Here is a 22,143-nt window from a genome sequence, read left to right as displayed (position 1 = left end):
AGTCAAGCTCCGATGCCATCGGTTCTGCCGGCACATCCGCCCAGCCAACGGAGACCCCATGAGACCGGCACGGCTCTGGAAACGCCCGCTGACCGCCCTCGGCCTGATCGGCACCGCCCTGACGCTCGCCCTCACCGCCGCACCCACGGCACCCGCCGCTCCTGTCCCCGAGCCGCTCGCACCCGCGGCGGCCGTCACCCACGAGGCCGAGAACGCGGCCGTCACCCACGAGGCCGAGAACGCGGCCGTCACCCACGAGGCCGAGAACGCGGCCGTCTCGCGCGCTCTCGTCGAATCCGACCACGCCGGCTACACCGGCACCGGATTCGTGAACTACGAGAACATGGAGGGAAGTTACGTCCAGTGGTCGGTGAACGCCGCACAGGCGGGCCGGGCCACCCTGACCCTGCGCTTCGCCAACGGCACCACCACCAACCGTCCCATGGACATCCTCGTCAACGGCGCCCTCGCCGCCGACGAACGTGCCTTCGGCGGAACCGGCTCCTGGAGTTCCTGGTCGACGGCCACCGTCACCGCCGACCTCAAGGCCGGTACCAACACCATCAGGGCCACCGCCACCACCGCCAACGGCGGGCCCAACGTCGACCACCTCGCCGTCGACGCCGCCCCGACCGCCGCCGGCACACCTGTCGCCGTCAACGGCCCCCTGAAGGTCTGCGGCACCAGGCTCTGCAACCAGTACGGAAGGCCCGTCCAGCTGCGCGGCATGAGCACCCACGGCCTGCAGTGGTACAGCCAGTGCGTCACCACAGGCTCGCTCAACGCGCTGTCCACCGACTGGAACGCCGACGTCCTGCGCATCTCCATGTACATCCAGGAGGGCGGCTACGAGACCGACCCGCGCCGCTTCACCGACAAGGTGCACTCGATCATCGAGCAGGCCACCGCCCGTGGCCTGTACGCGATCGTCGACTGGCACATGCTCAGCCCGGGCGACCCGAACCACAACCTCGCCCGTGCCAAGACGTTCTTCACCGAGATCGCCCAGCGCCACCGCAGCAAGAACAACCTGCTGTTCGAGATCGCCAACGAACCCAATGGCGTGAGCTGGTCGTCGATCAAGAGCTACGCCGAGCAGCTGATTCCGGTCATCCGGCAGAACGACCCGGACACCCCGATCCTCGTCGGCACGCGCGCCTGGTCCTCCCTCGGGGTGTCGGACGGCTCCGACGAGAGCGAGATCGTCAACAACCCGGTCAGGGCCGCCAACATCATGTACACCTTCCACTTCTACGCGGCCTCGCACCGGGACGAGTACCTGAGCACCCTCTCCCGGGCCGCCGACAAACTGCCCATTTCGTCACTGAGTTCGGCACCCAGGACTACGCGGGAGAAGGCGCCGACGACTTCGTCATGTCCCAGCGCTACCTCGATCTGATGGCGAGCAAGAAGATCAGCTGGGTGAACTGGAACTACTCCGACGACCACCGGTCCGGAGCCGTGTTCAAGACCGGCACCTGCGACAACAACGGTCCCTGGACCGGCACGACATCGCTGAAGCCCGCCGGCGTCTGGATCCGTGACCGGATCAGGACCCCGGACAACTTCCCCACCGGCTGACCCCCGTCCCAGGTCCTGTCCCCGTCCGCCCTTGTGATCCACTGGGCGGACGGGGACGTGCAGGGACGACGACACCGCCGACTCGCTGTCCACCGCCCGCACCATCCGCGGGCTGCGCACCTGGGTCACCGACGAGTACGAGCGCGACGGGGTCCGCGCGAGCGGGCCCTGGGTACTCGACCGGCTGCCGGCCCTGGCGCGTGACGAGGTCTGACGATCCGTCCGTCCCGGTGCAGGTACGGGCCTTATCCTGCGGCCATGACGGAACAAGTGACCCAACAGCTCGAGGAGATGCCCGGCGACTGGCAGCGCGCGCTGGCCGTCGTCGCCCACCCCGACGACCTCGAATACGGCTGCGCCGCCGCCATCGCCGCGTGGACCGACGCGGGACGAGAGGTCGTCTACCTCCTCGCCACCCGCGGCGAGGCGGGCATCGACTCCATCGACCCGGCCGAGTGCGCGCCGCTGCGCGAACAGGAGCAGCGCGCCAGCGCCGCGGTGGTGGGCGTCCCCACGGTGGAGTTCCTCGACCACCGGGACGGGGTCGTCGAGTACGGGACGAGGCTGCGGCGTGACATCGCGGCCGCTGTCCGCCGCCACCGGCCCGAGCTGGTCATCACCCTGAACCACCGTGACACCTGGGGCGGCACGTTCTGGAACACCCCCGACCACCGCGCCGTGGGGCGGGCGACGCTGGACGCCGCCGGTGACGCCGGCAACCGGTGGATCTTCCCCGAGCTGATCTCCGAGCAGGGGCTCGAACCGTGGGACGGCGTCCGCTGGGTGGCGGTGGCGGGGTCGACCACGCCCACCCACGCGGTCGACGCACGGCCGGGCCTGGAGAGGTCCGTGCGCTCGCTGCTTGAGCACCGCATGTACATCGAGGGCCTGACGGACAAGGATCCGGAGGAGTACTGCCGCACCTTCCTCACCGGTATGGCCGAGGCTGCCGCACCGCGCTTCGGCGGCCGTCCGGCGGTCACGTTCGAGGTGTTCCCGCGACGCTGAAGGGAACCGCGCTGTACAGGGCCCCGGGCTCGCTTGCCGAGTCCGGGGCTTCATGCTGTCGCGGCGCGAAGCGACGCGCGGGGGCCGAATACGTCCGGTGAACCGCTGCGGTGCGCGACGGCGTGGGTCCGCGCGGTGTCGTCCCACTGCCGCGCAGCGGCCGGGGCGGTGGCGGTCCGGATTGACACAGCTCCTGTCCGGGCAGATCGATGGCACGTGATGTGATGCGTGACTTCCTTGTGCGACCCCAGCGGCCCATGGAGGAAATGTGACGCTTCGCCTACGAATAGCCGATTTCGTCGCGTCATTCGCGCTCGCGTGTACGCCGTCCGTCGGTGAGGCCGCCATTCAGGACCACCCCGAGCGCCGGGTCCCGGCCATCACCCCGACACCGCAGTCCGTCCGGTCCCTCGACGACCGGGTCACCATCACCTCGACCGTCACCCTGATCGCCGACGAGGACGCCGACCGCCGCACGTTGGACGTCATCGAGCGTGCCCTGCGCGACGCGGGCGCCCGGCAGATCGTGCGCGCCGGCCATGCCGTGGACGACCGGCTGGCCGTTCACGTCCGCTCCGCCGAGGTCCTCGGCGCCCTGGGAGCGCAGGGCCCCGACGAACTCCCCGCCGAGGGCTACGTCCTCGGCATCGGCCGAGACCGGATCGTCCTCGTCGGCAAGGACGATCCGGGCACCTACTACGCCGCCCAGACCCTGCGCCAGGTCCTGCCGCACCGCGACCGCCCCGGAGCCCACGTGGCCGGCCTGCTCGTCCGCGACTGGCCCGCCGCGCCCCTGCGCGGAGTCATCGAGGGTTTCTACGGCACGCCCTGGTCGCACGAGGCCCGGCTGGACCAGCTCGACTTCTACGGCGAGCACAAGATGAACATCTACGTGTACTCGCCCAAGGACGACCCGTGCCTGCGTGACAAGTGGCGCGAGCCCTACCCCGCCCCGGCGCTGGCGCGCATCGAGGAGCTCGCCGACGCCGCGGAGCAGCGGCATGTCGACTTCACCTACGCCCTCTCGCCGGGCCTGTCCGTCTGCTACAGCTCCGAGGCCGACGCCCGTGCCCTGATCGACAAGTTCCGGACGATCTGGGACATCGGCGTGCGCACCTTCGCCGTACCGCTGGACGACATCAGCCCGCCGAACTCGCCGGCATCACCGCCAATCCGGTGATCCAGCGTCGAAGATCGCGCTGTTCACGGTCGCCGACTACACCTGGAACGACGGGGCCTACGACCCGCGTACGTCATGGCTGGCCGCGCTGCGCTGGTACGCGGGCGGCGACGCGCGCTCCGAACGCGCCCTGCGGGCCTTCGCGGACGTCAACTACGGCTCACGGCTCAATGTGCAGCAGGCACCCGAACTGGCCGCGGAATTCGAGCGGTTCTGGCAGGACGGTGACGCCGACGCTCTCGCCGCGACCCTGGAGGGGCTGCGCGCGGCGCCGTCGGTGCTGCGCGACAGGCTGCCCGAGCAGGGCTTCGTGGACGACGCCGGTCCCTGGCTGGGCGCCACGACGGCGTGGGCGGAAGCGGCAGGCACCGCCCTGCGGCTCGTGGAGAGAGCCGGGGACGGTGACGCGGCAGAGGCATGGGAGCTGCGCGGGCGGCTGCCCGGCCTCCTCGCCACCGCACGGAGCACGTGCCTGCCCGCGCCCCGCATGATCGGCGGAATTGACAAACGGGCTTGCTGTTCCTGCAATGGAAGGCATGGACGACGACGCACGGCTCGACGCCGTACTCAACGAGGTGGGGCCCCGACTCCGCAGGATCCGGCGGGAGCGCGGCGCCACGCTCGGCGCCCTGTCGGAGGCGACCGGGATCTCGGTGAGCACCCTGTCCCGGCTGGAGTCGGGCGGGCGCAGGCCGAGCCTGGAACTGCTGCTGCCCATCGCCCGCGCGCATCAGGTCCCGCTCGACGAACTGGTCGGCGCCCCGCCCGTCGGCGATCCGAGGGTGCGCTCGAAGCCCATCGTCCGCGGCAACCGGACGATGTACCCGCTCACCAGCCGGCCCGGCGGGCTCCAGGCGTACAAGGCGGTGTACAAGCCGGCCGAGGAGCCTGTCGAGCAGCGCACCCACGAGGGGTACGAGTGGCTGTACGTGCTCTCCGGCCGGCTCCGGCTGCTGCTCGGCGACCACGACGTGGTGCTGGGCCCGGGGGAGGCGGCGGAGTTCGACACCCGGGTGCCGCACTGGTTCGGCGCGGCCGACGACAGGCCTGTGGAGTTCCTCAGTCTCTTCGGTCCCCAGGGGGAGCGGATGCATGTACGGGCCAGGCCGCGGGGCGATTGAGGCGATCATGGTAGCGGCGCGATTGAGGCGATCTGGGTTTCCGGTCGGGTGGGGCCTTCCGCGGAGGCAAGCGACCGCTTAGTATGCGCCGCAGCGCAGAATTGCCCTTACGGCTTGTGGGAGGCCCTGACATGCAGGCATGGCACGTGCACCGGAGCGGTGAGCCGAGCGAGGTGATGCGGCTCGAAGAGGTGGACCGGCCCTCGCCCGGTGAAGGGCAGGTCCTCCTCAGGGTCCGAGCCGCGAACATCAATTTCCCCGACGCTCTGTTGTGCCGGGGCCAGTACCAGATCAAGCCGCCGCTGCCGTTCACTCCTGGCGTGGAGATCTGCGGCGAGACCGAGGACGGCCGCCGGGTGATCACCAATCCGGTCCTGCCGCACGGCGGCTTCGCCGAGTACGCGGTCGCCGACCGGGCCGCGCTCCTCCCCGCGCCCGACGCCCTCGACGACGCCGAGGCCGCAGCCCTGCACATCGGCTACCAGACGGGCTGGTTCGGACTCCACCGCCGGGCCGGCCTGAAGGAGGGCGAGACACTCCTCGTCCACGCCGCAGCCGGCGGAGTCGGCAGCGCCGCCGTGCAGCTCGGCAAGGCGGCCGGGGCCACGGTCATCGGCGTCGTGGGCGGTCCGCAGAAGGCGGCCGTCGCACGGGAACTGGGCTGCGACGTGGTCATCGACCGCCGCACCGAGGACATCGTCGCCGCCGTCAAGGAAGCGACCGGCGGCCGGGGCGCCGACGTGATCTACGACCCCGTCGGCGGTGACGCCTACGCCAGGTCCGCGAAGTGCGTGGCCTTCGAGGGCCGCATCGTGATCGTCGGCTTCGCGAGCGGCGAGATCCCGGCACCCGCGCTCAACCACGCCCTGGTCAAGAACTACTCGATCATGGGCCTGCACTGGGGCCTGTACGCGCGGAAGGATCCCGCCTCCATCGCGGACTGCCACCGGACGCTTACCGAATACGCCGCCAAGGGCCTGATCAAGCCGCTCGTCAGCGAGCGCGTCGCCTTCAAGGACGCCGCAGGCGCCGTCCAGCGCGTCGCCGACGGCACGACCACCGGCCGTCTCGTCGTCGTCCCGGAAGGGGTGAACCGATGAAGAAGTCACCCGACGCAGCCGGACTGCGCGCCCTCACCCAGAAGTTCCTCGCCGCCCATCCGCCTGCCACCACCGACCGCGGAGCCTTCCTCGAAGCCCGCTTCGACGCCGGACTCGCCTGGGTGCACTACCCCGAGGGCCTCGGCGGCCTCGGCGTGCCGCGCTCTTTGCAGGCCGTCGTCGACGCCGAACTCGCCGCCGCCGGAGCGCCCGACAACGACCCCCGCCGTATCGGCATCGGCCTCGGCATGGCGGCGCCGACGATCCTCGCCTACGGCTCCGAGGAGACGAAGCGGCGCTTCCTGCGGCCCCTGTGGGTCGGCGACGAGGTGTGGTGCCAGCTGTTCAGCGAGCCGGGCGCCGGTTCCGACCTCGCGGCACTCGGCACCCGCGCGGTACGCGACGGCGACGAGTGGGTGGTCACCGGGCAGAAGGTGTGGACCTCCAGCGCCCATGTCGCCCGCTGGGCCATCCTCATCGCCCGCACCGACCCGGACCTGCCCAAGCACCAGGGCATCACCTACTTCATCTGCGACATGACCGACCCCGGTGTCGAGGTGCGCCCGCTGCGCCAGATCACGGGAGAGGCCGAGTTCAACGAGGTCTTCCTCACCGAGGTGCGCATCCCCGACGCACACCGGCTCGGCGACGTCGGCCAGGGCTGGAAGGTCGCCCAGACCACGCTGATGAACGAGCGGGTGTCCATCGGTGGCATGCGTCTGCCGCGCGAGGGCGGAATGATCGGCACCGTGGCCCGCACCTGGCGCGAGCGTCCGGAGCTGCGCACCCACGACCTGCACCAGCGGCTGCTGACCCTGTGGGTCGACGCCGAGGTCGCCCGGCTCACCGGCGAACGCCTGCGTCAGCAGCTCGCCGCGGGCCAGCCCGGCCCCGAGGGCAGCGGCACGAAACTCGCCTTCGCCCGCCTCAACCAGGAGATCAGCGGCCTGGACGTCGAACTCCTCGGCGAGGAGGGCCTGTTGTACGACGACTGGACCATGAGCCGCCCCGATTTCGTCGACTTCACCGGCCGTGACGCCGGCTACCGCTATCTGCGCTCCAAGGGCAACTCGATCGAGGGCGGCACCACCGAGGTGCTGCTGAACATCGTCGCCGAACGTGTCCTCGGCCTGCCCGCCGAACCGCGCAGCGACAAGGACATCGCCTGGAAGGACCTCGCGCGATGACGGACCTGCTGTACTCCGAGGCCGAGACCGATCTGCGGGCCGCCGTCCGCTCGCTGCTCACCACCCGCGCCGACCCTGCCGCACTCGTCGCCGGCCGCGCAGAGAGCGGCAGCCCCTACGACCCCGGCGTGTGGACCGCCCTTGCGGCCGAGGTCGGCGCCGCGGGGCTGCTCGTGCCCGAGAAGCTGGGCGGCCAGGGCGCGGGCCACCGCGAGGCCGCGGTCGTTCTGGAGGAGCTGGGCCGCAGCGTCACCCCCGCTCCGTACCTGACGAGTTCGGTCGTCGCGACCGAGGTGCTGCTGACGCTCGGCACGGAGACCGACGCCGTCACCGCGCTGCTCGGCGACCTCGCCGCGGGCCGCCGCACCGCCGTGACCGCCCTGCCGCTGTCGGCCGCCGCGGACGGCCCGCTGCCCGTCGACTCGCCAGTGGTCACCGGCGTCGCCGACGCCGTGCTGGCCGATGCGTTCCTGGTGCTCAGGGCGGACGGTCTGTACCTGCTGGAGCGTTCTGATGTCACGGTGGAGCCGCAGACCGCGCTCGACCTGACCAGGCCGCTCGCCGCCGTCACCCCCGGCACGGCGGGCACGCGCATCGCGGACCGCGCGGAGGGTGAGGCCGCCGTACGGCGCGGGCTGCTCACCGGGGCCGGACTGCTCGCCTCCGAGCAACTCGGCGTCGCGGAATGGTGTCTGGAGGAGACGGTCCGCCACACCCGGGAGCGTCATCAGTTCAACCGGCCCCTCGGGTCGTTCCAGGCGCTCAAGCACCGCATGGCGCAGCTGTGGCTGGAGGTCGTCTCGGCGCGGGCCGCCGCGCGCGCCGCGGCCGACGCCCTGGCCACCGGCAGCCCCGATGCCGCGCTCACGGTGGCCGTAGCCCAGGCGTACTGCTCACGGGTCGCCGTGCACGCCGCCGAGGAGTGCGTACAGCTGCACGGCGGGATCGGCATGACCTGGGAGCACCCGGCGCACCTCTACCTCAAGCGTGCCAAGGCAGACGAGATCGCCCTCGGCACGCCGGGCCGGCACCAGGAGGCACTGGCCGCGCTCGTCGATCTCCAGGCCCCATGACGCACTCTGCGCCACGGGCATGACGGGCCGGTCCGTACGGGCTGCGGCCGCCACAGCGCTCGCCGCCGCGCCGACCCTCGGCGCGGCGGCCTGCACCACCTGGGGCAGCGGCGGCGCGACGGATGCAGCGGCCAAGGACTCGGCCGCCGCCCCCACGAGGTCAGCGACGGCCGGTTGCAAGCCCCTGCCTCGCCCGCGCCCTGGTGCTCCGCCCGCGCCAGCCGGTCTGCGACGAGATGACCGCGATGCCGGACCCATCCACCACCGTGGCCCTGGTCACGCCGCCGACGACGGCGGGACAACGGCGCGGGCATCCTCGCCGTCGGCCACGACCACGTCCCGCTGAAGCGCTGGTGCGACCGCGCCTCCGCTGGTCCGAGATCGCCTGACAGAGCGTCATCACCCATGCCCGCCGCAGGCGTGCGAAGCGGCGGAGAGAGGAAGTATGGGCCAACTCGGTCCATACACCTGCCGGTTGGGCCTTGACCGTCGGATACTCGCCGGAGTTCCGCCGAGCCCGGAGGCCGCCGTGCCGACCACCCGTCGCAGAGCCGTCACGACATTCGCCGCCGCACTCGCGGGCGCCGCCGCCGCGCCCGCCTACGCACACACCGCCGCCCCGGCCCATGCACACGCCGCCGCGAGCGCCGGCGAACCCGCCGGACCCCGGCCGCTCCGCCAGGCCCATGCCCACAACGACTACCTGCACGAACGGCCACTCCACGACGCGCTCTCGCACGGCTTCACCAGCGTCGAGGCGGACGTCTTCCTCGTCGACGGCGACCTGCTCGTCGCCCACGAGCCCGCCGAGCTCGACCCTTCCCGCACCCTCCGCGGCCTCTACCTCGAGCCGCTGCTCGCCCGCGTACGCGCCAATCACGGCTGCGTGTACCGCGGTTACCGCAGGCCCGTGCACCTGCTCGTCGACATCAAGACCGACGGCGTCGCCGCATACCTCGAACTGGACCGCCAACTGCGCGACTACCGCCGGATGTTGAGCCTCTACGCCGACGGCCGCGTACGCCTCGGCGCCGTCACGCCGGTCGTCTCGGGAGACCGCACGGCCCGCGCCCCCATGGAGGCACAGCGCCGGAGGTACGCCTTCTACGACGGGCGCCTGGACGACCTCGCCGCCCCCGCTCCCGCCTCCTTCATCCCGCTGATCTCCAGCAACTGGACCCAGAGCTTCAGCTGGCTCGGCACGGGAGAGTTCCCCGCCGCCGAACGGGAGAAGCTGCACGACCTCGTCACCATCGCCCACGGGCGGGGCCGGCGGGTCCGCTTCTGGGCCACCCCGACACGCCCGGGCCGGCACGCGACGCCCTGTGGCGCGAACTGCTTGTCGCCGGCGTCGACCACGTCAACACCGACGACCTGGCAGGACTCGAGAGGTTCCTCCGCTCAGAGGACCACTGAGCCGAGTCACCCGTACGGCGGACACGCCAGTCGGCCGTACGGGGCCCGCGCTGCGCCAGACTGGCCGCCGAATGCCGCAGACCCGGCGCGGCGAAGGAGGCTCGGCGATGGCCATTTCGATTTCGGTGGTGCTTTTCCTGCTCGTGCTCGCAGTCATCTTTCTGCGCAACGGCGGTCTGAAGCTGTCCCACGCGGTGGTCTGTGCCCTGCTCGGGTTCTTCCTCGCGGGCACCAGCATGGCGCCGACCATCCGGGACGGCATCGCCGCCACGGCGACCGTCGTCAGCAGCCTCCAGCCCTGAGCTCCGCGGCACGGGTCAGGCCAGGAACGACCTGATCAGGAACCGCACTCCCTCCGGAGCCTCCAGGGAGAAGCCGCTGCCCCGGCCCTCGACGACGTCCACCACGAGCCGGGTGTGGTTCCACAGCTCGTGCTGACTCCGGGACATCCAGAACGGAACGGGCTCCTCGACCCCCGTCACATGGAGCTCGGCCAGCAGAACGTCGGACGCCCCGGTCCGGAATTCCCCGGCCTGATAGCACATGGGCGCACTCCCGTCGCAGCAGCCGCCCGACTGGTGGAACATCAGCGGCCCGTGCGCGGCCCGGAGCCGCCGCATCAGGTCCGCGGCGGCAGGAGTGAATTCGACGGGCCGGGCCCCTGGCTCGTTCATGTGGCGACCTTTCGACGACGGCCGATGCGGAACGTGACCAGTCAACTCCTCGGCGGGTTGCAAGTACGTTGCACGAGCCCGACGTCGGTACGGGCCTCGGGGCCCTACTCAGACACCAGCCGCAAAGTAGGTCGCGGGTAGCCGGACGAGCCCCCGGTTTTCCCTGTCATGGGCGCCGTCGTTGGTCTGATCGGGCGATCGAGGCCAACCAGGGTGTGGCCATGGCGGTCATCGCCGGAAGGCGGGGGTGGAGTCCTGGGCGCCTTGGTTGCGCGAGACGGCCACGGCAGGGTGCTGCGGTCATCTGGCTCCTGGCCGGACTCGGCAGCGACAGACTGCATTTGTTCGAGGCGGGCGTGGACGACCTCGGCAGTCTGGGGCCGCTGGCCGGGGTCGCGCTGTTGCTGCACCGCTTCGAGCTTGCCCGCGTTCGCGTCCGCGGCCGCTGCCTCGGCTGCCGAGCCGACCGGCTGTCGCCAGCAGGAGAGTCGGAACGGTTCAACGTGCGCCAGGCAGCAGCCGAGAGGCCGGTCGACGGGCATGAGGAGCCCGCATCCCGCGAGAGCTCATCGCCGGGACACGCCTTTGGTTCAGGCGGTCGGCAGGAGCTGGCTCGTCAGCGCGTACTCGGCCCAGTCCTGCCATGCCTCGTGGGTCCAGTGGCGTTTGGACACCAGCAACGTGTATGTCTCCGGCGACAGAGTCGCCAGTGCGATGTCCGCAGCGGCGTCCAGGGTGAGCCCTTCCCGCAGCGCGGTCTTGCGGACCAGTGCCTCGGCGAAGGTGCGCTGCACTGTCAGCCGCTGCTCGAGGTTGGTACGCCACAGCCAGTTCAGGTCGGGGTCGGTGGGTGCGGCGCTGCGCACTACGTCCAGCAGCGGCGCCGCGCGCCTGAGGATGTCACCGGCCCCCGCGGCCTGGAGTTTCAGCTGCCGGTGCGGGTCGGATTCGGCGATCAACGCCTTCGCCCAGGAGCGCGCCAGGGTGGGGACGGGCTGATCGTCGCCTGCGACGGCCTGATCCAGGGCGACAGCCAGGACGGCCTTCTTGGTCTTGAAGGCGTAGTAGACGGTCTGCTCGCCGACTCCGGCTGCGGCCGCGATGGCGCCAATGCTGGTGGCTGTATAGCCCTGGGCGGTGAACAGGTCGGCGGCGGCGGCCAGGATGCGGGCTCGGGTGGCCCGCGACCGTGCGGTGCGACCGTCGACTGGCGTGCTGTTCTCACCCGCGGGGTCTCTGCGCTGTGACTCGGCTCTCACGCCCTTGATTATAGCGGCACTACGAATATCTTCTTGTAGCGTGACTATGAAAACTTTGGGGTCGGGCGGCTTGCCCGTCCTGCTCCTGCTCACATCCGTCGAACTGCTGCTATTCCTGGAGGTGTCGATTTGCTGCTTCAGAAAACCATGGGCTACTCGGCCATGGCCGCCGGATTCGCCGTCCTGCCGATCGCCGCGGTCAACATGGCCGTCGCCCGCACCGCACTGCCGCAGGCGGTGCCCCGGTTCGGGCACCGCGCGGTCCTCGCCACCGGCATGGCACTGGTGGCCGCCGGGACGGCGGGACTTGCCGCCGGACTCCACCCCGGCGCGACATATGCCACCGCCGTCCTGCCCGCGAGCATCCTGTTCGCCACCGGATTGCCGGCCGTCTTCGTCGGCGCCACCGCCCCCGCCCTCCAAGCCGTGCCCGGTGAACACACGGGCTCCGCCTCCGGCGTCCTCAACACTGCCCAACGCCTCGGCGCTGCCCTGGGTTTGACCGCCCTGCCCCTGCTCGCGACCCACTGGGCCGCACGGCACGGCGGGCCCTCCGAACCGCACGCGCTTTCCGACGGTCTGCGACTCGGACTTGCCGGAGCGGCCGCCTTGGCGGCCGTGGGCACGCTCAGCGCTTTGGCCATGCTGCCGCGTTATCGGGCCACCGCGCCGAAAACCGGACGGCAGCACACGAGCGCCGACCCCGCCGCCATCGGCGACCAGGCCACCGACGGAGAAGCCTGATGACCACCATCCTCATCATCGGAGGCTACGGAGCCGTCGGCCGGCACACGGCCATGGCGCTCACCGACCTCCTGCCCGACGCCACCGTCCTGATCGCTGGACGCCGCCCCGAACGTGCCGCCCCCATCACCGGCACCGCCACCGTGCGCCTCGACGCGGGCGACCCCGATGCCATGGACGACCTTCCGCCGGACGTCGACACCGTCGTGATGTGCGCCGCCCGCAACAACGCCCGGATCGCCCGAGCCTGCCTGGAACGCGGCATCCACTACCTGGACGTCTCCGCCTCCCATCCCGTCCTGGCCGCGATCGAACCGCTGGATCCGACCGCTCGCCGCACCGGCGCCACCGCCGTCCTCAGCGTCGGTCTCCTACCCGGAGTCAGCAATCTGCTGGCCCGTCACGTCACCGACCAGCACCACGGCGCCGACCTGCGCATCAGCGCACTCCTCGGATCCGGCGACCGACACGGCCCGGCCGCACTGGAGTGGACCCTTGACGGCCTGGGAACACTTCACGGGTCCTGGACGGCCGCCTTTCCAGCCCCGTACGGCCGACGGACGGTCCATCGCTTTCCCTTCTCCGACCAGTACACCCTGCCCGCCACCACCGGCGCCGCAACCGCAGCCACCGGTCTGTGCCTGGACTCGCGCCTGGTCACCGGTCTCCTCCACGCTGCCGGGCGGCCCGCCGCGGCCCGGCTGCTGCGCCGCCCCGGCGTCCGCCGCCTGCTGCTGGCAGCACTCGAGCGAGCACACCTCGGGGGAGACGGGTTCGCCGTCACCGTTCACACCGAGGACGCGGCCATCGCCTTCAGCGGCCGAGACCAGAGTCGTGCCACGGGTCTGGCTGCGGCGCTCGCCGTCACCCGCCTCCCGGGCCTGTACCCGGGAGTGGTCCACCTTGACCAGGTGGTGGAACCCATCGGCTTCCTCGGCGAACTGGCTGCGCACGGCTCCTTCACCCTCCACCTGACTTACTCAACGGGCTGACATTGTCACCGCTTACGGCGTCCGGGTGTTTCACAAGCGGTCGCTCGTGAAACACCCGGACGCCCGGCGGCCACGCCCGCGCCTCGACCGCCCGCCAGTCCCTCGACACCAGCTCGACTTCCTTGTCGAAGCCTGGGTGACCCGGGTCTTCTCGGAGAAGATCTCCACCCGCGCCACCCGGCGCCCGAGCTGGAGGCCGCCGTGAAGCTCGCCGGGGAGATCCGCTCCTCCGGCGTCGCCGTGACCCTCGTCGTCCACGAGCACAAGCGGCTCGGCCGGGCATCGAACTGGCCATGCTCACCGACGGAACTGAAAGCGAGCGACGTCGGCCTGGAGTTCCTCACCGGGGAACCGAAGGGCTTGCACCCCCTCCGGCATCGTGTCCACGGTGCTCGCTGCGATGTCCGGGATGGAGCGTGAGTACATCCGCGACCGCACCCTCGAAGGCCAGGAGTCCGCCCGCAAGCGCGGCAAGACCATCGGCGGCGCGGGCATCACCGACGAGTCCATGCTGTCCACGGCACTGCACCTGCGCGAGCACGAGATGAGCCTGCGCGACATCGCCAAGCGACTCGTCATCACCGCGGGCGCGAAGAAGGGCCAGCACCCCTCACCCGCCACCGTCATGCGGATGCTCTGCGAACACGACGAACAGGCCGCCACGGCGGCGAGCACGTGATCGTCTCGCTACTCTTGGCTGGTGCCCGAGGTGGGACTACGAGGCCGTACGCCGATGGTCACGACGAGTCGGTACGCCGATGGTCAGGACAATGGGTGCAGGTCAATCCTGACGACCGCGGACAGGGACCCCGCATGCCACTCCTCGAAGTGCCACCGCCACGTTCCGCTGTCAGGAACGCGGACCGTCCGACTTTGCGGCGCGCTCCTCGTTCTTCGCCTTGATACGCGCGGTTTCCTTTCGCACCTCGGCCTGGGTGGCCCGCTCCTTCTCCAGCCACTCGGGAAGCTCCCGCTTCAGCGCGTCGATCTGCTCCGTGGTGAGGGGTTCGGTGATTCCGCCGCGTGCGAGACCGGCGATGGAGATGCCCAGCTTCGCCGCGACCACCGGCCGGGGATGGGGGCCGTTGCGGCGCAGCTCCTGCAGCCACTCGGGCGGATCGGACTGGAGCGCGTTCAGTTCGGTGCGCGAGACGACACCCTCCTGGAACTCGGCGGGGGTGGCCTCGAGGTACACACCCAGCTTCTTCGCCGCGGTCGCGGGCTTCATGGTCTGGGTGCTCTGGTGCGACGTCATGTGCCAAGGGTATCGAGCGTGTGTGCTGCCTCTGACCACGAACGGTAACCTTGCGGCGTGACAGGCTCGGATGTATCCCCTTCGTTCCGGCTCGCCTATGTCCCGGGAGTGACGCCCACGAAGTGGGTGCGGATCTGGAACGAGCGGCTGCCCGACGTCCCCCTGACCCTCATCGGCGTGCCCGCCGCCGAGGCGTTCGGCCTGCTGCGCGGCGGTGCCGCCGACGCCGGTTTCGTACGGCTGCCGGTCGACCGTACGGATCTCAGCGCCATCCCCCTCTACACCGAGACGACGGTGGTCGTGGTCCCGAAGGACCACCTCGTGGCGGCGGTCGACGAGGTGGCCACCGCGGACCTCGCCGACGACATCGTGCTGCACCCGCTCGACGACACACTCGACTGGGAGCGCCCGCCGGGACGGCCGGCGAACGAGCGGCCGGCCACGACGGCGGACGCCGTCGAGCTGGTGGCGGCCGGAGTGGGGCTCCTTGTCGTTCCGCAGTCACTGGCCCGCCTGCACCACCGCAAGGACCTGACCTACCGGCCGGTCACGGACGCGCCCCAGTCGCGCGTCGCCCTGTCGTGGCCGCAGGACGAGACCACCGACCTGGTGGAGCAGTTCATCGGGATCGTGCGCGGCCGCACGGTCAACAGCACACGGGGCCGCCCCGCGGCCGCGGCCGAGCCCAAGGGCAAGAAGCCGGACAAGAACCCGGACAGGAACTCGGACAGGAACTCGGACAGGAAGCCGGCCAAAGGCGGTGCGCCGCGGAAGCCCGCGGCCCGCACACCCGGCGGCAAGAGCGGACGGAGCAGTTCCGGCGGTACCAACGCCGGCAAGCGCGGCAGGCCGCGCCGCCGGTCGTAACACCAGGCGGCGCCGGACCACCCCCGTGACGCACGATGGCGGACCACCCCCGTGACGCACGATGGCGGACCACCCCCGTGACGAGCACGACGGCGCACCACCTCCTGACTGGCACGGCGGCGGACTACCGCTTGACGCGCCCCCGCACAGCGAGCACGGCGAGGCCGAGCAGAACCGGTTCGGTGAGGCGCGCGAGCATCTCGGTGTAGGTGCCGGTCGTGGTCAGGTTCTGACCCGAGGAGCGGAAGATCACCGAGTTCACCACGACGCGCAGGCTCCTCTCGAACCGGTCGGACGAGAGCCGGTCCAGGTAGCCGCTGTCCGGGTTGACCGGCTTCGGCGTATCGTTCGTCAGGCTGATCTCCTGGCCGGTGACCCTCCCCTTCGACACCGGCTTCGGGTCGTCCTTCGGCAGCCCCCACAGCATCATCACCAGCAGCGTCGCCAGTATGGTCAGCCCCAGCCAGCTCATGGCGCGCAGCGCCCGCAGCCCGTACCCGGACACGGCCCAGTAGACGTTGAGCAGGCCGCGCTCGGCCCTGGGGGTCCCCGGGTCGTGGCGGCGCATCTCCATCTCGCCGTAGTAGAAGTCGGCGGCGCCGGGTTCGTTCTTGCTGTCCTCGAAGGACTTCCGCAGCTGCCGGTACACCGGCGCCAGCGACGCGGGCCGGGCATCGCCCGCACCGAACACGGCAACGTCCCAACCGCGGGTCGGGGAGCGGTGCGCTGCCCGCCAGTGCTGCTCCTCAGCGAGCGTCCGGCGCGCGGTGAACCTCACCGGACGCCAACGGCGGCGTGGCGGGACCTCGGCGAAGGTGCAGGTGCCCTCCAGGCGCAGTTGGTCCAGATGCACGGTTCCGGTCAGCAGACAGCGCGACAGGTCGACGTCGGCGAGGACCAGGTGGGCGGCATCGACGCCGCGGAGCGAAGAGATACGCACCACGGGTCCCGACCCCTGGGCGAGCGCCGACTCGTCCACCCCCCGACCGTCCGGCAGCAGGAAGGGATCCGCCGCGGCGGAGATGCTGAGCGGGTACTCGAACACCGCGTGCGCGAAATCGACCGTGGCGTACCGTACCTCCAGCGCCGCCGTCGAGGACCACCGCGTGCGACGGCACACCACGCGCCGTGCCGCGAGAGCGATGGTGACGGGGCCGCCGAACACCGTGCCGGCGAGCGTCACCTGCCCCGCGCACACCAGCGGCCCCACCATCGCCGCCCGGTCGAAGGTGGCCTCGTCGAACCCGGCATCTCCGTCCACCGTGGCCGCGCCGAAGGAGACGTTGCCGCGGAACCCGGCCGCGTCGAACCAGACGTCGCGGGCGAACGCGACTCCTGCGAACAGGGCGTCGCCGCCGAAGCTCACCGACTCGAACGAGGCGACGCCGCCGAAGGCCGCCGACTCGAAGGACACAATGCCGGTGAACGTCACCGAATCGAAGCAGGTGTCGTCCGAGAACGTCGCCGACTCGAACTGCGCCGCGCCGAACACCGGCCGCCCGGTGGACGGTTCGCGAACGGCGTCGTGCAGACGGTCCAGCAGAGCGGTGTCGAGCCTGGTGCCCCGATGGTCGATGTCACTGCCACGGTTCAAGCTGGCGAAGTACGCGTCCCGTTGGGTGTCCGTGAGGTGAGCCAGGCAGGCGCTGTACGGATCGACGGAACGGCCGATGCAGCCGACCGGATCGCCGGCGGTGGTGCCCTGACCGCAGTGGGGCCAGGCCGGGGGAGAGGAGACGGGTGCCATGTCGGAGAGGACCTGTGACGCGGCCGTTCGGTTGCCGTCCCACGATCGCCACGGCGACCGGCGCGCTGTCCGGCCCTGTCTCGTGTGCGGCTCCAGCCTGCCTCGGCAGGCTGCTTACGCAAGCTCCTCGACTGCGCCGACGTGAACCGACCGCGACGTCGGTGTCTTGGGCTCCAACTCCGAATCATGTAGCTGTCGGCGAACGCGAGCGGCAACTCGGGGACGTACACGATGGTGTCGACCCCGGCGCCTCCCAGGACGAGCACATCGATCTCGGAGCTCATGGGCGTTCCTCTCGGGATGAACCCGGCCCGCAACGACCGGGGTGGAGCCTGGCGCACCACGGCATCGCACCACGATCCCGGGAAGGGGACGCCCGGTTGGTCACTCCTCGATCGTCGCCTTCGCATCGACACCGGTGTGGCGCAGGGTCCGCTGCACGTCGCGCCGGGCGCCGCGGATGTGAACCGTCGCGGTCGCGGGCAGGCGCGTCTGCGCCCGCAGCAGGGCGTAGGCGCACGCCAGGTCGATGCTCTTCAGGTCCTCCATCTCCAGCACCCACTCCTGGGCGTCACGCAGTCGCTGGTCCATGAGCAGTTCTTCCAGCTCGAGCACCATGTGTGCGTTCAGCTCCCCGGAGAAGCCGAGGACAGCTCTTCGGTCGTCCACCACGCTGATGGTGACGTCAGGAGTCTGGGGCACTGCGGCGGAGTGCGATTCCGTTGCCACGGCGACCTCCTATAAAGCGTCCTGTGCGCCTTCATTGTCCCAGGCGATGGGCGTACGCCGGCGAGCGGGCCGCTACGGCAACCTCTGGCTGGTGTCGCCGTGGTGCCGGGATGGCGCTCCGGGTGGCCATAACGCCCTACCTGGCGCCACTATGGCGCCATTATGATGCTATGGACCTCGCGCCGTACGTCGACAACCTCCGCCTTGAGCTCGCCGTCGCCGCGGACGCGGGCGGCGGCGAAGCCTTGTGCCCGGCTGGTACGGGCAGTCGCCGACGCCCTGGAACCTTGCCGGCCGCCCGCGACGCGGCGATGCCATCACGGTCGTGCCGGGTGCCGCCGGTGACGGGGAGGACCAGGGTTCATGTGGTGAAAGCCCAGAGGAGAGTGATGGTTCCGGCGAGTCCGGTGGTGCCGAGGATGGTTCCGGCGACGGCGGTCCACATGCGGCCGTTGCCGTGGCGGGCGCAATAGATTCCCGATGCGCCGAAGGTGACGGCGAGGGCTCCGGCGATGAACCCCCAGGGGAGCACGGCGAATGCGAGTGCGGGCGCCCATGCGCCTACGGCGGAGAAGGTGCCGAGGGCAAGTGAGGTGGGGCCCAGGGCGACGGCAGGTGAGTCGGTTCGGTCGGGCGCGGTCGGCTCAGGCATGACCTGATCCCCCTTTGAACGGGTTCAAATTATGCGCCGATCCTATCGGTAAGGGCGCGGCAGGCCACGGGGGGGCGGACAGCGAACTCCCGCCGGTGGGACGGGTGTTCCTTGCCCGCGTGCCGGAACGACCACTGCGACCCACCTTCACCGGCGCCCGGGTGAGGGCGACCGCTGCGCCCCGACACGGCCCCGGCCCCCGCCTGGCCCCTCCTCGGGTGCCGACCCCGCGGCGTCGCTCGATGATGGGCGCATGGATGTCACCGAGGTGCTGCTGCCCGGTGTGGGCCTGCGCTATGAATTCACCAGTCGCCGGGGGGACCGGGTGGGTGTGGTCGCTCGGCGCACCGGTGAGTTCGAGCTGGTCGTCTACGCGGGAGAAGACCCGGACCAGGGACGGGCGATCCTTCAGCTGAACAGTGAGGAGGCCGACACGGTCGCGGAGATCCTGGGTGCCCCGCGCATCGCGGAGCGGTTCGCGGACCTCACCAAGGAGGTGCCGGGGCTGTTGTCCGGGCAGGTCGAGGTGCGGTCGGGCAGTGCGTACGACGGCAGACCCCTCGGCGCCACGCGGGCGCGGACGCTGACCGGGGCGTCGATCGTCGCGATCGTGCGGGGCGATGAGGTGATCGCTTCACCCACGCCGCAGGAGGTTCTCCTGGGCGGCGACGTCTTGGTCGTGATCGGTACGCACGAGGGCATCGCGGGCGTGGAACAGATCATCCGGGACTGAGCACGTGGCTACGCCGGTCGCGCTACTGCTGGAATTGGGTGTGATCCTCGCCGCCTTGAGTGTGCTGGGGACAGTGGCGCGGCGTTTCAACCTCTCACCCATTCCGCTGTACCTGCTCACCGGATTCGCCGTGGGGGAAGGAGGAATCGCCCCGGTCCCCGCCGCCGGGAAGTTCGTCGAGACCGGCGCCGCGATCGGCGTGATCCTGCTCCTGCTCGCCCTCGGCCTGGAGTACTCCCTCGCCGAGTTCGTGGTGGGCATGCGGCGGCACGTACCGTCGGCCCTGGTCGACCTGGTGCTGAACGCCGCGCCCGGCGCGCTGGCCGGCTGGCTGCTGGGCATGGACGGCATCGGGATCCTCGCGCTGGCCGGTGCCACGTACGTCTCCTCCTCGGGCATCGCTGCCCGCCTGCTGTCCGACCTGCGCCGACTCGGCAACCGGGAAACACCAGCCGTTCTGTCCCTGCTGGTCATCGAGGACTGCGCGATGGCCGTCTACCTACCGGTCCTCGCCGTCATGGCGTCCGGCGGCGTGTGGTGGCAGGCGGTCCTGAGTGTGCTCGCCGCCGTGGGGGCGGTGCTCGCCGCGTTCACCATCTCCTACCGGTGGGGGCATCACCTGGGCAGGCTCGTCTCCCACCCCGACGCCGAGCAACTGCTGCTCCGGGTACTCGGCCTGACGCTGATCGTCGCCGCACTGGCCGAATTCGTCCACGCTTCGGCCGCCGTCGGCGCCTTCCTCGTCGGACTCACCCTCACCGGTGAGACCGCGACCCGCACGCGCGCCGTGCTCAGTCCCTTGCGTGACCTCTTCGCCGCCGTGTTCTTCCTGGCCATCGGGCTGTCCATCGACCCGGGCGACCTGCTGCCCGCTCTTCCCGCCGCACTCGCGCTCGCCGCGGTCACCATGGCCACGAAAGTGTTCACCGGCCGGTACGCCGCCGCCCGCGACCAGGTGGGCCGCCGAGGCCGGCTGCGCGCCGGAACCGTGCTCATCGCACGCGGCGAGTTCTCCCTGGTCATCGTCGGACTCGTCGGGACGATGCACGACCGACTCGGCCCGCTGGTGACCGCGTATGTCTTCATCCTCGCCATCGCGGGTCCCCTTCTCACACGCATGGCCGGGACCACCCCGCTCATGCCCCGGCCCGCGTCCGACGCCGAGGCCGACAGGCCCCCCTAGCCTTGACGCGTGCGGAGGGCGGATGCACAGGGTGTCAGGCGAAGCCGCGGCGGAAGGCCGCGGTCCGAGGCCGGTGTTCACGCCGGTGCGCTCACGCCAGTGCGTTCACCGCGGTGGTGAAGAGGCGCGGGAGCCGCTCGGCCGTGGGAACGATCAGCCGAGCCAGCCGGGGCTGCTGCCGAGCCCGTACGAGACAGTCGGTCAGAAGCCGGTGGCGCCGGGTCGCGGCTTTCCAGGCGGACTCGTAACCGGCGGGCGCACCGCGGCGCAGATGGTCGACCAGCACTTCGGCGCCCGTCAGGGCCAGCGAGAGGCCTTCCCCGGTCAGCGCGTCGATGTATCCGGCGGCGTCACCCACGAGCAGCACGCGTCCGTGCACGCGCGTGCTGGCCCTTTGGCGCAGCGGGCCCGCGCCCCGTACGTCCGTGACAGCCGCCTCGGCGGGGAGCCGGGCGGCCAGTTGGTGGAACCCGGCCAGCTGTGTGGCGAACGGCGAGCGCCAGGACGTCAGAAGGGCCACGCCCAGAAGCCGGGGGCCGAGCGGCGTCACGTAGGCCTCCCCCTGCGGCGCCCAGTGGACTTCGACGTACGGCGATTGCGGCACCACGGCGTAGTGCCGGCGCAGTCCGTACCGGGGCGTGCCCCGGCTGGTGGTCGTCAGGCCGAGCGACCGCCGCACCGGCGAGTGGAGGCCGTCCGCGGCGATCAGCCATCTCGCGCGCAGGCCGGTACCTGACGCGGTCACTCCCGTCGCGTCCTGGCGCACGCCCGAGACGCGGAGGGGCAGTACGGGGACTCCCGCCTCCACGACCGCCGTATGGAGTGCCAGATGGAGGCTGGTACGGCGCACGCCGAGGCCCAGGCCCTGCCGGAACGCCGCCTGAACCCCCCGCCCGTCCTGTACGTAGCGGATGCCGGCGAGGGGCTGGCCGGGCACCGTCACACCGAGCGCCTGCAGCGCCCGGACCGCGCCGGGCATGAGTCCCTCGCCGCACGCCTTGTCCACCGGCGCTCTGCGCGGCTCGGCCACGACGACGTCGAAGCCTGCCCGCACGGCGTGCAGCGCGGTCGCCAGTCCGGCGGGCCCCCCTCCGACGATCAGGAGGTCGTGCGCCGGTTTCATGCCGTCGCCGCCCGGGCGAGGGCGGTGTTCTCGCAGTGGACACGGACGCCGAGCAGTACTGCGTTGGCCGCGGTGACCACGGTGGCGGTCAGCCACGCGGAGTGCACCAGTGGCAGGGCTGCGATCTCCGCGACGACGGCGACGTAGTTGGGGTGGCGGGCGAAACGATAGGGACCGGCACGGACCAGACGCGCTCCGGGAACAACGATGACGCGGGTGTTCCAGTACGGTCCGAGTGTCGTGATGCACCACCACCGCAGCGCCTGGGCCAGGACGACGATACCCAGCATGGGCCACCCGAGGGCGGGGAGGAACGGTCGGCCACCGAGCACGGGCTCGATCAGGCAGCCCACGAGCAGAGCGGTGTGAAGGGCCACCATGACGGGGTAGTGCCCGCGGCCGTGTTCCACGCCGGCACGGGCGAGGGTCCAGGCGGCGTTGCGCCGGGCCACGACGAGTTCGACGCCGCGTTCCGCAGCGATGACGAGAACGAGAAGGGTGTACCAGGGCATCAGCGGT

Annotated in this window: 22 protein-coding genes and 5 pseudogenes; 18 read left to right on the top strand and 9 right to left on the bottom strand. The window is 71.1% G+C overall.

Annotated elements, in window-relative coordinates:
• Positions 1–58 precede the first annotated feature (58 nt).
• The 12 genes and pseudogenes from ACH5AF_RS21215 (at position 59) to ACH5AF_RS21160 (ending at position 9,968) form a co-directional block, all read left to right on the top strand.
• On the top strand, positions 59–1,399 hold the full coding sequence (locus ACH5AF_RS21215; RefSeq protein WP_398903167.1) for a cellulase family glycosylhydrolase: 1,341 nt from the start codon (positions 59–61) through the stop codon (positions 1,397–1,399).
• Entirely contained in the window at positions 1,375–1,581 is a 207-nt protein-coding gene (locus ACH5AF_RS21210) for a hypothetical protein (RefSeq protein ID WP_398903166.1), read from the top strand. The genes ACH5AF_RS21215 and ACH5AF_RS21210 overlap by 25 nt, the downstream gene beginning before the upstream one ends.
• A gap of 70 nt (positions 1,582–1,651) precedes the next feature.
• Positions 1,652–1,795, top strand: a pseudogene (locus tag ACH5AF_RS21205) (alpha/beta hydrolase); the annotation flags it as partial.
• Between the two features lie 44 nt (positions 1,796–1,839).
• On the top strand, positions 1,840–2,589 hold the full coding sequence (locus ACH5AF_RS21200; protein WP_398903165.1) for a PIG-L deacetylase family protein: 750 nt from the start codon (positions 1,840–1,842) through the stop codon (positions 2,587–2,589).
• 268 nt (positions 2,590–2,857) lie between these two features.
• A pseudogene (locus ACH5AF_RS21195) lies at positions 2,858–4,232 on the top strand (beta-N-acetylglucosaminidase domain-containing protein); the annotation flags it as partial.
• A gap of 73 nt (positions 4,233–4,305) precedes the next feature.
• A complete protein-coding gene (locus tag ACH5AF_RS21190; RefSeq protein ID WP_398903164.1) occupies positions 4,306–4,890 on the top strand; it encodes a helix-turn-helix domain-containing protein in 585 nt (194 codons plus the stop codon).
• Between the two features lie 131 nt (positions 4,891–5,021).
• A complete protein-coding gene (locus ACH5AF_RS21185; protein WP_398903163.1) occupies positions 5,022–5,990 on the top strand; it encodes an NADPH:quinone oxidoreductase family protein in 969 nt (322 codons plus the stop codon).
• Positions 5,987–7,177 carry an acyl-CoA dehydrogenase family protein gene (locus tag ACH5AF_RS21180; protein WP_398903162.1) on the top strand — a complete coding sequence of 397 codons (1,191 nt, stop codon included), beginning with the start codon at positions 5,987–5,989 and terminating at the stop codon, positions 7,175–7,177. Before ACH5AF_RS21185 ends, ACH5AF_RS21180 begins: the two co-directional genes overlap by 4 nt.
• Positions 7,174–8,250 (top strand): acyl-CoA dehydrogenase family protein, encoded by a 1,077-nt coding sequence (locus ACH5AF_RS21175; RefSeq protein WP_398903161.1) that lies wholly within the window; start codon positions 7,174–7,176, stop codon positions 8,248–8,250. Before ACH5AF_RS21180 ends, ACH5AF_RS21175 begins: the two co-directional genes overlap by 4 nt.
• A gap of 138 nt (positions 8,251–8,388) precedes the next feature.
• Positions 8,389–8,736 (top strand): annotated as a pseudogene (locus ACH5AF_RS21170) (hypothetical protein); the annotation flags it as partial.
• A gap of 43 nt (positions 8,737–8,779) precedes the next feature.
• Positions 8,780–9,666 (top strand): annotated as a pseudogene (locus tag ACH5AF_RS21165) (phosphatidylinositol-specific phospholipase C/glycerophosphodiester phosphodiesterase family protein).
• A 107-nt stretch (positions 9,667–9,773) separates the two neighbouring features.
• The gene (locus ACH5AF_RS21160; protein ID WP_215185738.1) at positions 9,774–9,968 is read left to right on the top strand and encodes a hypothetical protein; all 195 of its coding nucleotides are present in this window, start codon (positions 9,774–9,776) and stop codon (positions 9,966–9,968) included.
• A 15-nt stretch (positions 9,969–9,983) separates the two neighbouring features.
• Here the strand turns inward: ACH5AF_RS21160 and ACH5AF_RS21155 are convergent, their stop codons facing one another.
• Together ACH5AF_RS21155 and ACH5AF_RS21150 are read right to left on the bottom strand one after the other, a co-directional pair.
• Positions 9,984–10,340, bottom strand: coding sequence for a DUF779 domain-containing protein (locus tag ACH5AF_RS21155; RefSeq protein ID WP_398903160.1), 357 nt, complete (start codon positions 10,338–10,340; stop codon positions 9,984–9,986).
• Between the two features lie 590 nt (positions 10,341–10,930).
• Positions 10,931–11,599, bottom strand: a complete 669-nt coding sequence (locus ACH5AF_RS21150) for a TetR/AcrR family transcriptional regulator (protein ID WP_398903159.1) — start codon at positions 11,597–11,599, stop codon at positions 10,931–10,933.
• Between the two features lie 129 nt (positions 11,600–11,728).
• Between ACH5AF_RS21150 and ACH5AF_RS21145 the strand changes: the two genes are divergently transcribed.
• From ACH5AF_RS21145 to ACH5AF_RS21135, 3 genes are all read left to right on the top strand, one after another.
• Positions 11,729–12,343, top strand: a complete 615-nt coding sequence (locus ACH5AF_RS21145) for an MFS transporter (protein ID WP_398903158.1) — start codon at positions 11,729–11,731, stop codon at positions 12,341–12,343.
• Positions 12,343–13,335, top strand: a complete 993-nt coding sequence (locus ACH5AF_RS21140) for a saccharopine dehydrogenase family protein (protein WP_398903157.1) — start codon at positions 12,343–12,345, stop codon at positions 13,333–13,335. Before ACH5AF_RS21145 ends, ACH5AF_RS21140 begins: the two co-directional genes overlap by 1 nt.
• Positions 13,336–13,723: 388 nt before the next feature.
• On the top strand, positions 13,724–14,014 hold the full coding sequence (locus ACH5AF_RS21135; RefSeq protein ID WP_398903156.1) for a hypothetical protein: 291 nt from the start codon (positions 13,724–13,726) through the stop codon (positions 14,012–14,014).
• 171 nt (positions 14,015–14,185) lie between these two features.
• Here ACH5AF_RS21135 and ACH5AF_RS21130 read toward each other — a convergent pair whose 3' ends face one another.
• A complete protein-coding gene (locus ACH5AF_RS21130) occupies positions 14,186–14,590 on the bottom strand; it encodes a DUF5997 family protein (protein ID WP_398903155.1) in 405 nt (134 codons plus the stop codon).
• Between the two features lie 57 nt (positions 14,591–14,647).
• On the opposite strand from ACH5AF_RS21130, the gene ACH5AF_RS21125 reads away from it, so the two are divergent.
• Entirely contained in the window at positions 14,648–15,457 is an 810-nt protein-coding gene (locus tag ACH5AF_RS21125) for a LysR family substrate-binding domain-containing protein (RefSeq protein ID WP_398903154.1), read from the top strand.
• A gap of 124 nt (positions 15,458–15,581) precedes the next feature.
• Here the strand turns inward: ACH5AF_RS21125 and ACH5AF_RS21120 are convergent, their stop codons facing one another.
• The 4 genes and pseudogenes from ACH5AF_RS21120 to ACH5AF_RS21105 form a co-directional block, all read right to left on the bottom strand.
• On the bottom strand, positions 15,582–17,204 hold the full coding sequence (locus ACH5AF_RS21120; RefSeq protein WP_398903153.1) for a pentapeptide repeat-containing protein: 1,623 nt from the start codon (positions 17,202–17,204) through the stop codon (positions 15,582–15,584).
• A 182-nt stretch (positions 17,205–17,386) separates the two neighbouring features.
• Positions 17,387–17,488 (bottom strand): annotated as a pseudogene (locus tag ACH5AF_RS21115) (adenosine kinase); the annotation flags it as partial.
• Between the two features lie 100 nt (positions 17,489–17,588).
• Positions 17,589–17,933, bottom strand: a complete 345-nt coding sequence (locus ACH5AF_RS21110; RefSeq protein WP_398903152.1) for an STAS domain-containing protein — start codon at positions 17,931–17,933, stop codon at positions 17,589–17,591.
• Between the two features lie 361 nt (positions 17,934–18,294).
• The gene (locus ACH5AF_RS21105) at positions 18,295–18,585 is read right to left on the bottom strand and encodes a hypothetical protein (protein WP_398903151.1); all 291 of its coding nucleotides are present in this window, start codon (positions 18,583–18,585) and stop codon (positions 18,295–18,297) included.
• A 253-nt stretch (positions 18,586–18,838) separates the two neighbouring features.
• Here ACH5AF_RS21105 and ACH5AF_RS21100 point away from each other — a divergent pair, with 253 nt between their 5' ends.
• Both ACH5AF_RS21100 and ACH5AF_RS21095 read left to right on the top strand, forming a co-directional pair.
• Positions 18,839–19,318, top strand: a complete 480-nt coding sequence (locus tag ACH5AF_RS21100; RefSeq protein WP_398903150.1) for a cation:proton antiporter regulatory subunit — start codon at positions 18,839–18,841, stop codon at positions 19,316–19,318.
• A 4-nt stretch (positions 19,319–19,322) separates the two neighbouring features.
• Positions 19,323–20,501 carry a cation:proton antiporter gene (locus ACH5AF_RS21095; protein WP_398903149.1) on the top strand — a complete coding sequence of 393 codons (1,179 nt, stop codon included), beginning with the start codon at positions 19,323–19,325 and terminating at the stop codon, positions 20,499–20,501.
• A 91-nt stretch (positions 20,502–20,592) separates the two neighbouring features.
• Here ACH5AF_RS21095 and ACH5AF_RS21090 read toward each other — a convergent pair whose 3' ends face one another.
• Both ACH5AF_RS21090 and ACH5AF_RS21085 read right to left on the bottom strand, forming a co-directional pair.
• On the bottom strand, positions 20,593–21,624 hold the full coding sequence (locus ACH5AF_RS21090) for an NAD(P)/FAD-dependent oxidoreductase (RefSeq protein WP_398903148.1): 1,032 nt from the start codon (positions 21,622–21,624) through the stop codon (positions 20,593–20,595).
• Positions 21,621–22,136, bottom strand: a complete 516-nt coding sequence (locus ACH5AF_RS21085) for an isoprenylcysteine carboxyl methyltransferase family protein (RefSeq protein ID WP_398903147.1) — start codon at positions 22,134–22,136, stop codon at positions 21,621–21,623. The genes ACH5AF_RS21090 and ACH5AF_RS21085 overlap by 4 nt, the downstream gene beginning before the upstream one ends.
• Positions 22,137–22,143: the final 7 nt, after the last annotated feature.

It is taken from the genome of Streptomyces sp. NPDC018833 (assembly GCF_044390825.1).
GTDB lineage: Bacteria > Actinomycetota > Actinomycetes > Streptomycetales > Streptomycetaceae > Streptomyces.
Note: the sequence above shows the minus strand (reverse complement) of the source record. Positions and strands in the feature narration are given on the sequence as shown.

What these genes read in the sequence shown, in the direction of transcription:
- ACH5AF_RS21215 (WP_398903167.1), top strand. Translation starts at nt 59, where the DNA reads ATGAGACCGGCACGGCTCTGGAAACGCCCGCTGACCGCCCTCGGCCTG.
- ACH5AF_RS21210 (WP_398903166.1), top strand. Translation starts at nt 1,375, where the DNA reads ATGTCCCAGCGCTACCTCGATCTGATGGCGAGCAAGAAGATCAGCTGG.
- ACH5AF_RS21200 (WP_398903165.1), top strand. Translation starts at nt 1,840, where the DNA reads ATGACGGAACAAGTGACCCAACAGCTCGAGGAGATGCCCGGCGACTGG.
- ACH5AF_RS21190 (WP_398903164.1), top strand. Translation starts at nt 4,306, where the DNA reads ATGGACGACGACGCACGGCTCGACGCCGTACTCAACGAGGTGGGGCCC.
- ACH5AF_RS21185 (WP_398903163.1), top strand. Translation starts at nt 5,022, where the DNA reads ATGCAGGCATGGCACGTGCACCGGAGCGGTGAGCCGAGCGAGGTGATG.
- ACH5AF_RS21180 (WP_398903162.1), top strand. Translation starts at nt 5,987, where the DNA reads ATGAAGAAGTCACCCGACGCAGCCGGACTGCGCGCCCTCACCCAGAAG.
- ACH5AF_RS21175 (WP_398903161.1), top strand. Translation starts at nt 7,174, where the DNA reads ATGACGGACCTGCTGTACTCCGAGGCCGAGACCGATCTGCGGGCCGCC.
- ACH5AF_RS21160 (WP_215185738.1), top strand. Translation starts at nt 9,774, where the DNA reads ATGGCCATTTCGATTTCGGTGGTGCTTTTCCTGCTCGTGCTCGCAGTC.
- ACH5AF_RS21155 (WP_398903160.1), bottom strand. Translation starts at nt 10,340, where the DNA reads ATGAACGAGCCAGGGGCCCGGCCCGTCGAATTCACTCCTGCCGCCGCG.
- ACH5AF_RS21140 (WP_398903157.1), top strand. Translation starts at nt 12,343, where the DNA reads ATGACCACCATCCTCATCATCGGAGGCTACGGAGCCGTCGGCCGGCAC.
- ACH5AF_RS21130 (WP_398903155.1), bottom strand. Translation starts at nt 14,590, where the DNA reads ATGACGTCGCACCAGAGCACCCAGACCATGAAGCCCGCGACCGCGGCG.
- ACH5AF_RS21120 (WP_398903153.1), bottom strand. Translation starts at nt 17,204, where the DNA reads ATGGCACCCGTCTCCTCTCCCCCGGCCTGGCCCCACTGCGGTCAGGGC.
- ACH5AF_RS21105 (WP_398903151.1), bottom strand. Translation starts at nt 18,585, where the DNA reads ATGCCTGAGCCGACCGCGCCCGACCGAACCGACTCACCTGCCGTCGCC.
- ACH5AF_RS21100 (WP_398903150.1), top strand. Translation starts at nt 18,839, where the DNA reads ATGGATGTCACCGAGGTGCTGCTGCCCGGTGTGGGCCTGCGCTATGAA.
- ACH5AF_RS21090 (WP_398903148.1), bottom strand. Translation starts at nt 21,624, where the DNA reads ATGAAACCGGCGCACGACCTCCTGATCGTCGGAGGGGGGCCCGCCGGA.
- ACH5AF_RS21085 (WP_398903147.1), bottom strand. Translation starts at nt 22,136, where the DNA reads ATGCCCTGGTACACCCTTCTCGTTCTCGTCATCGCTGCGGAACGCGGC.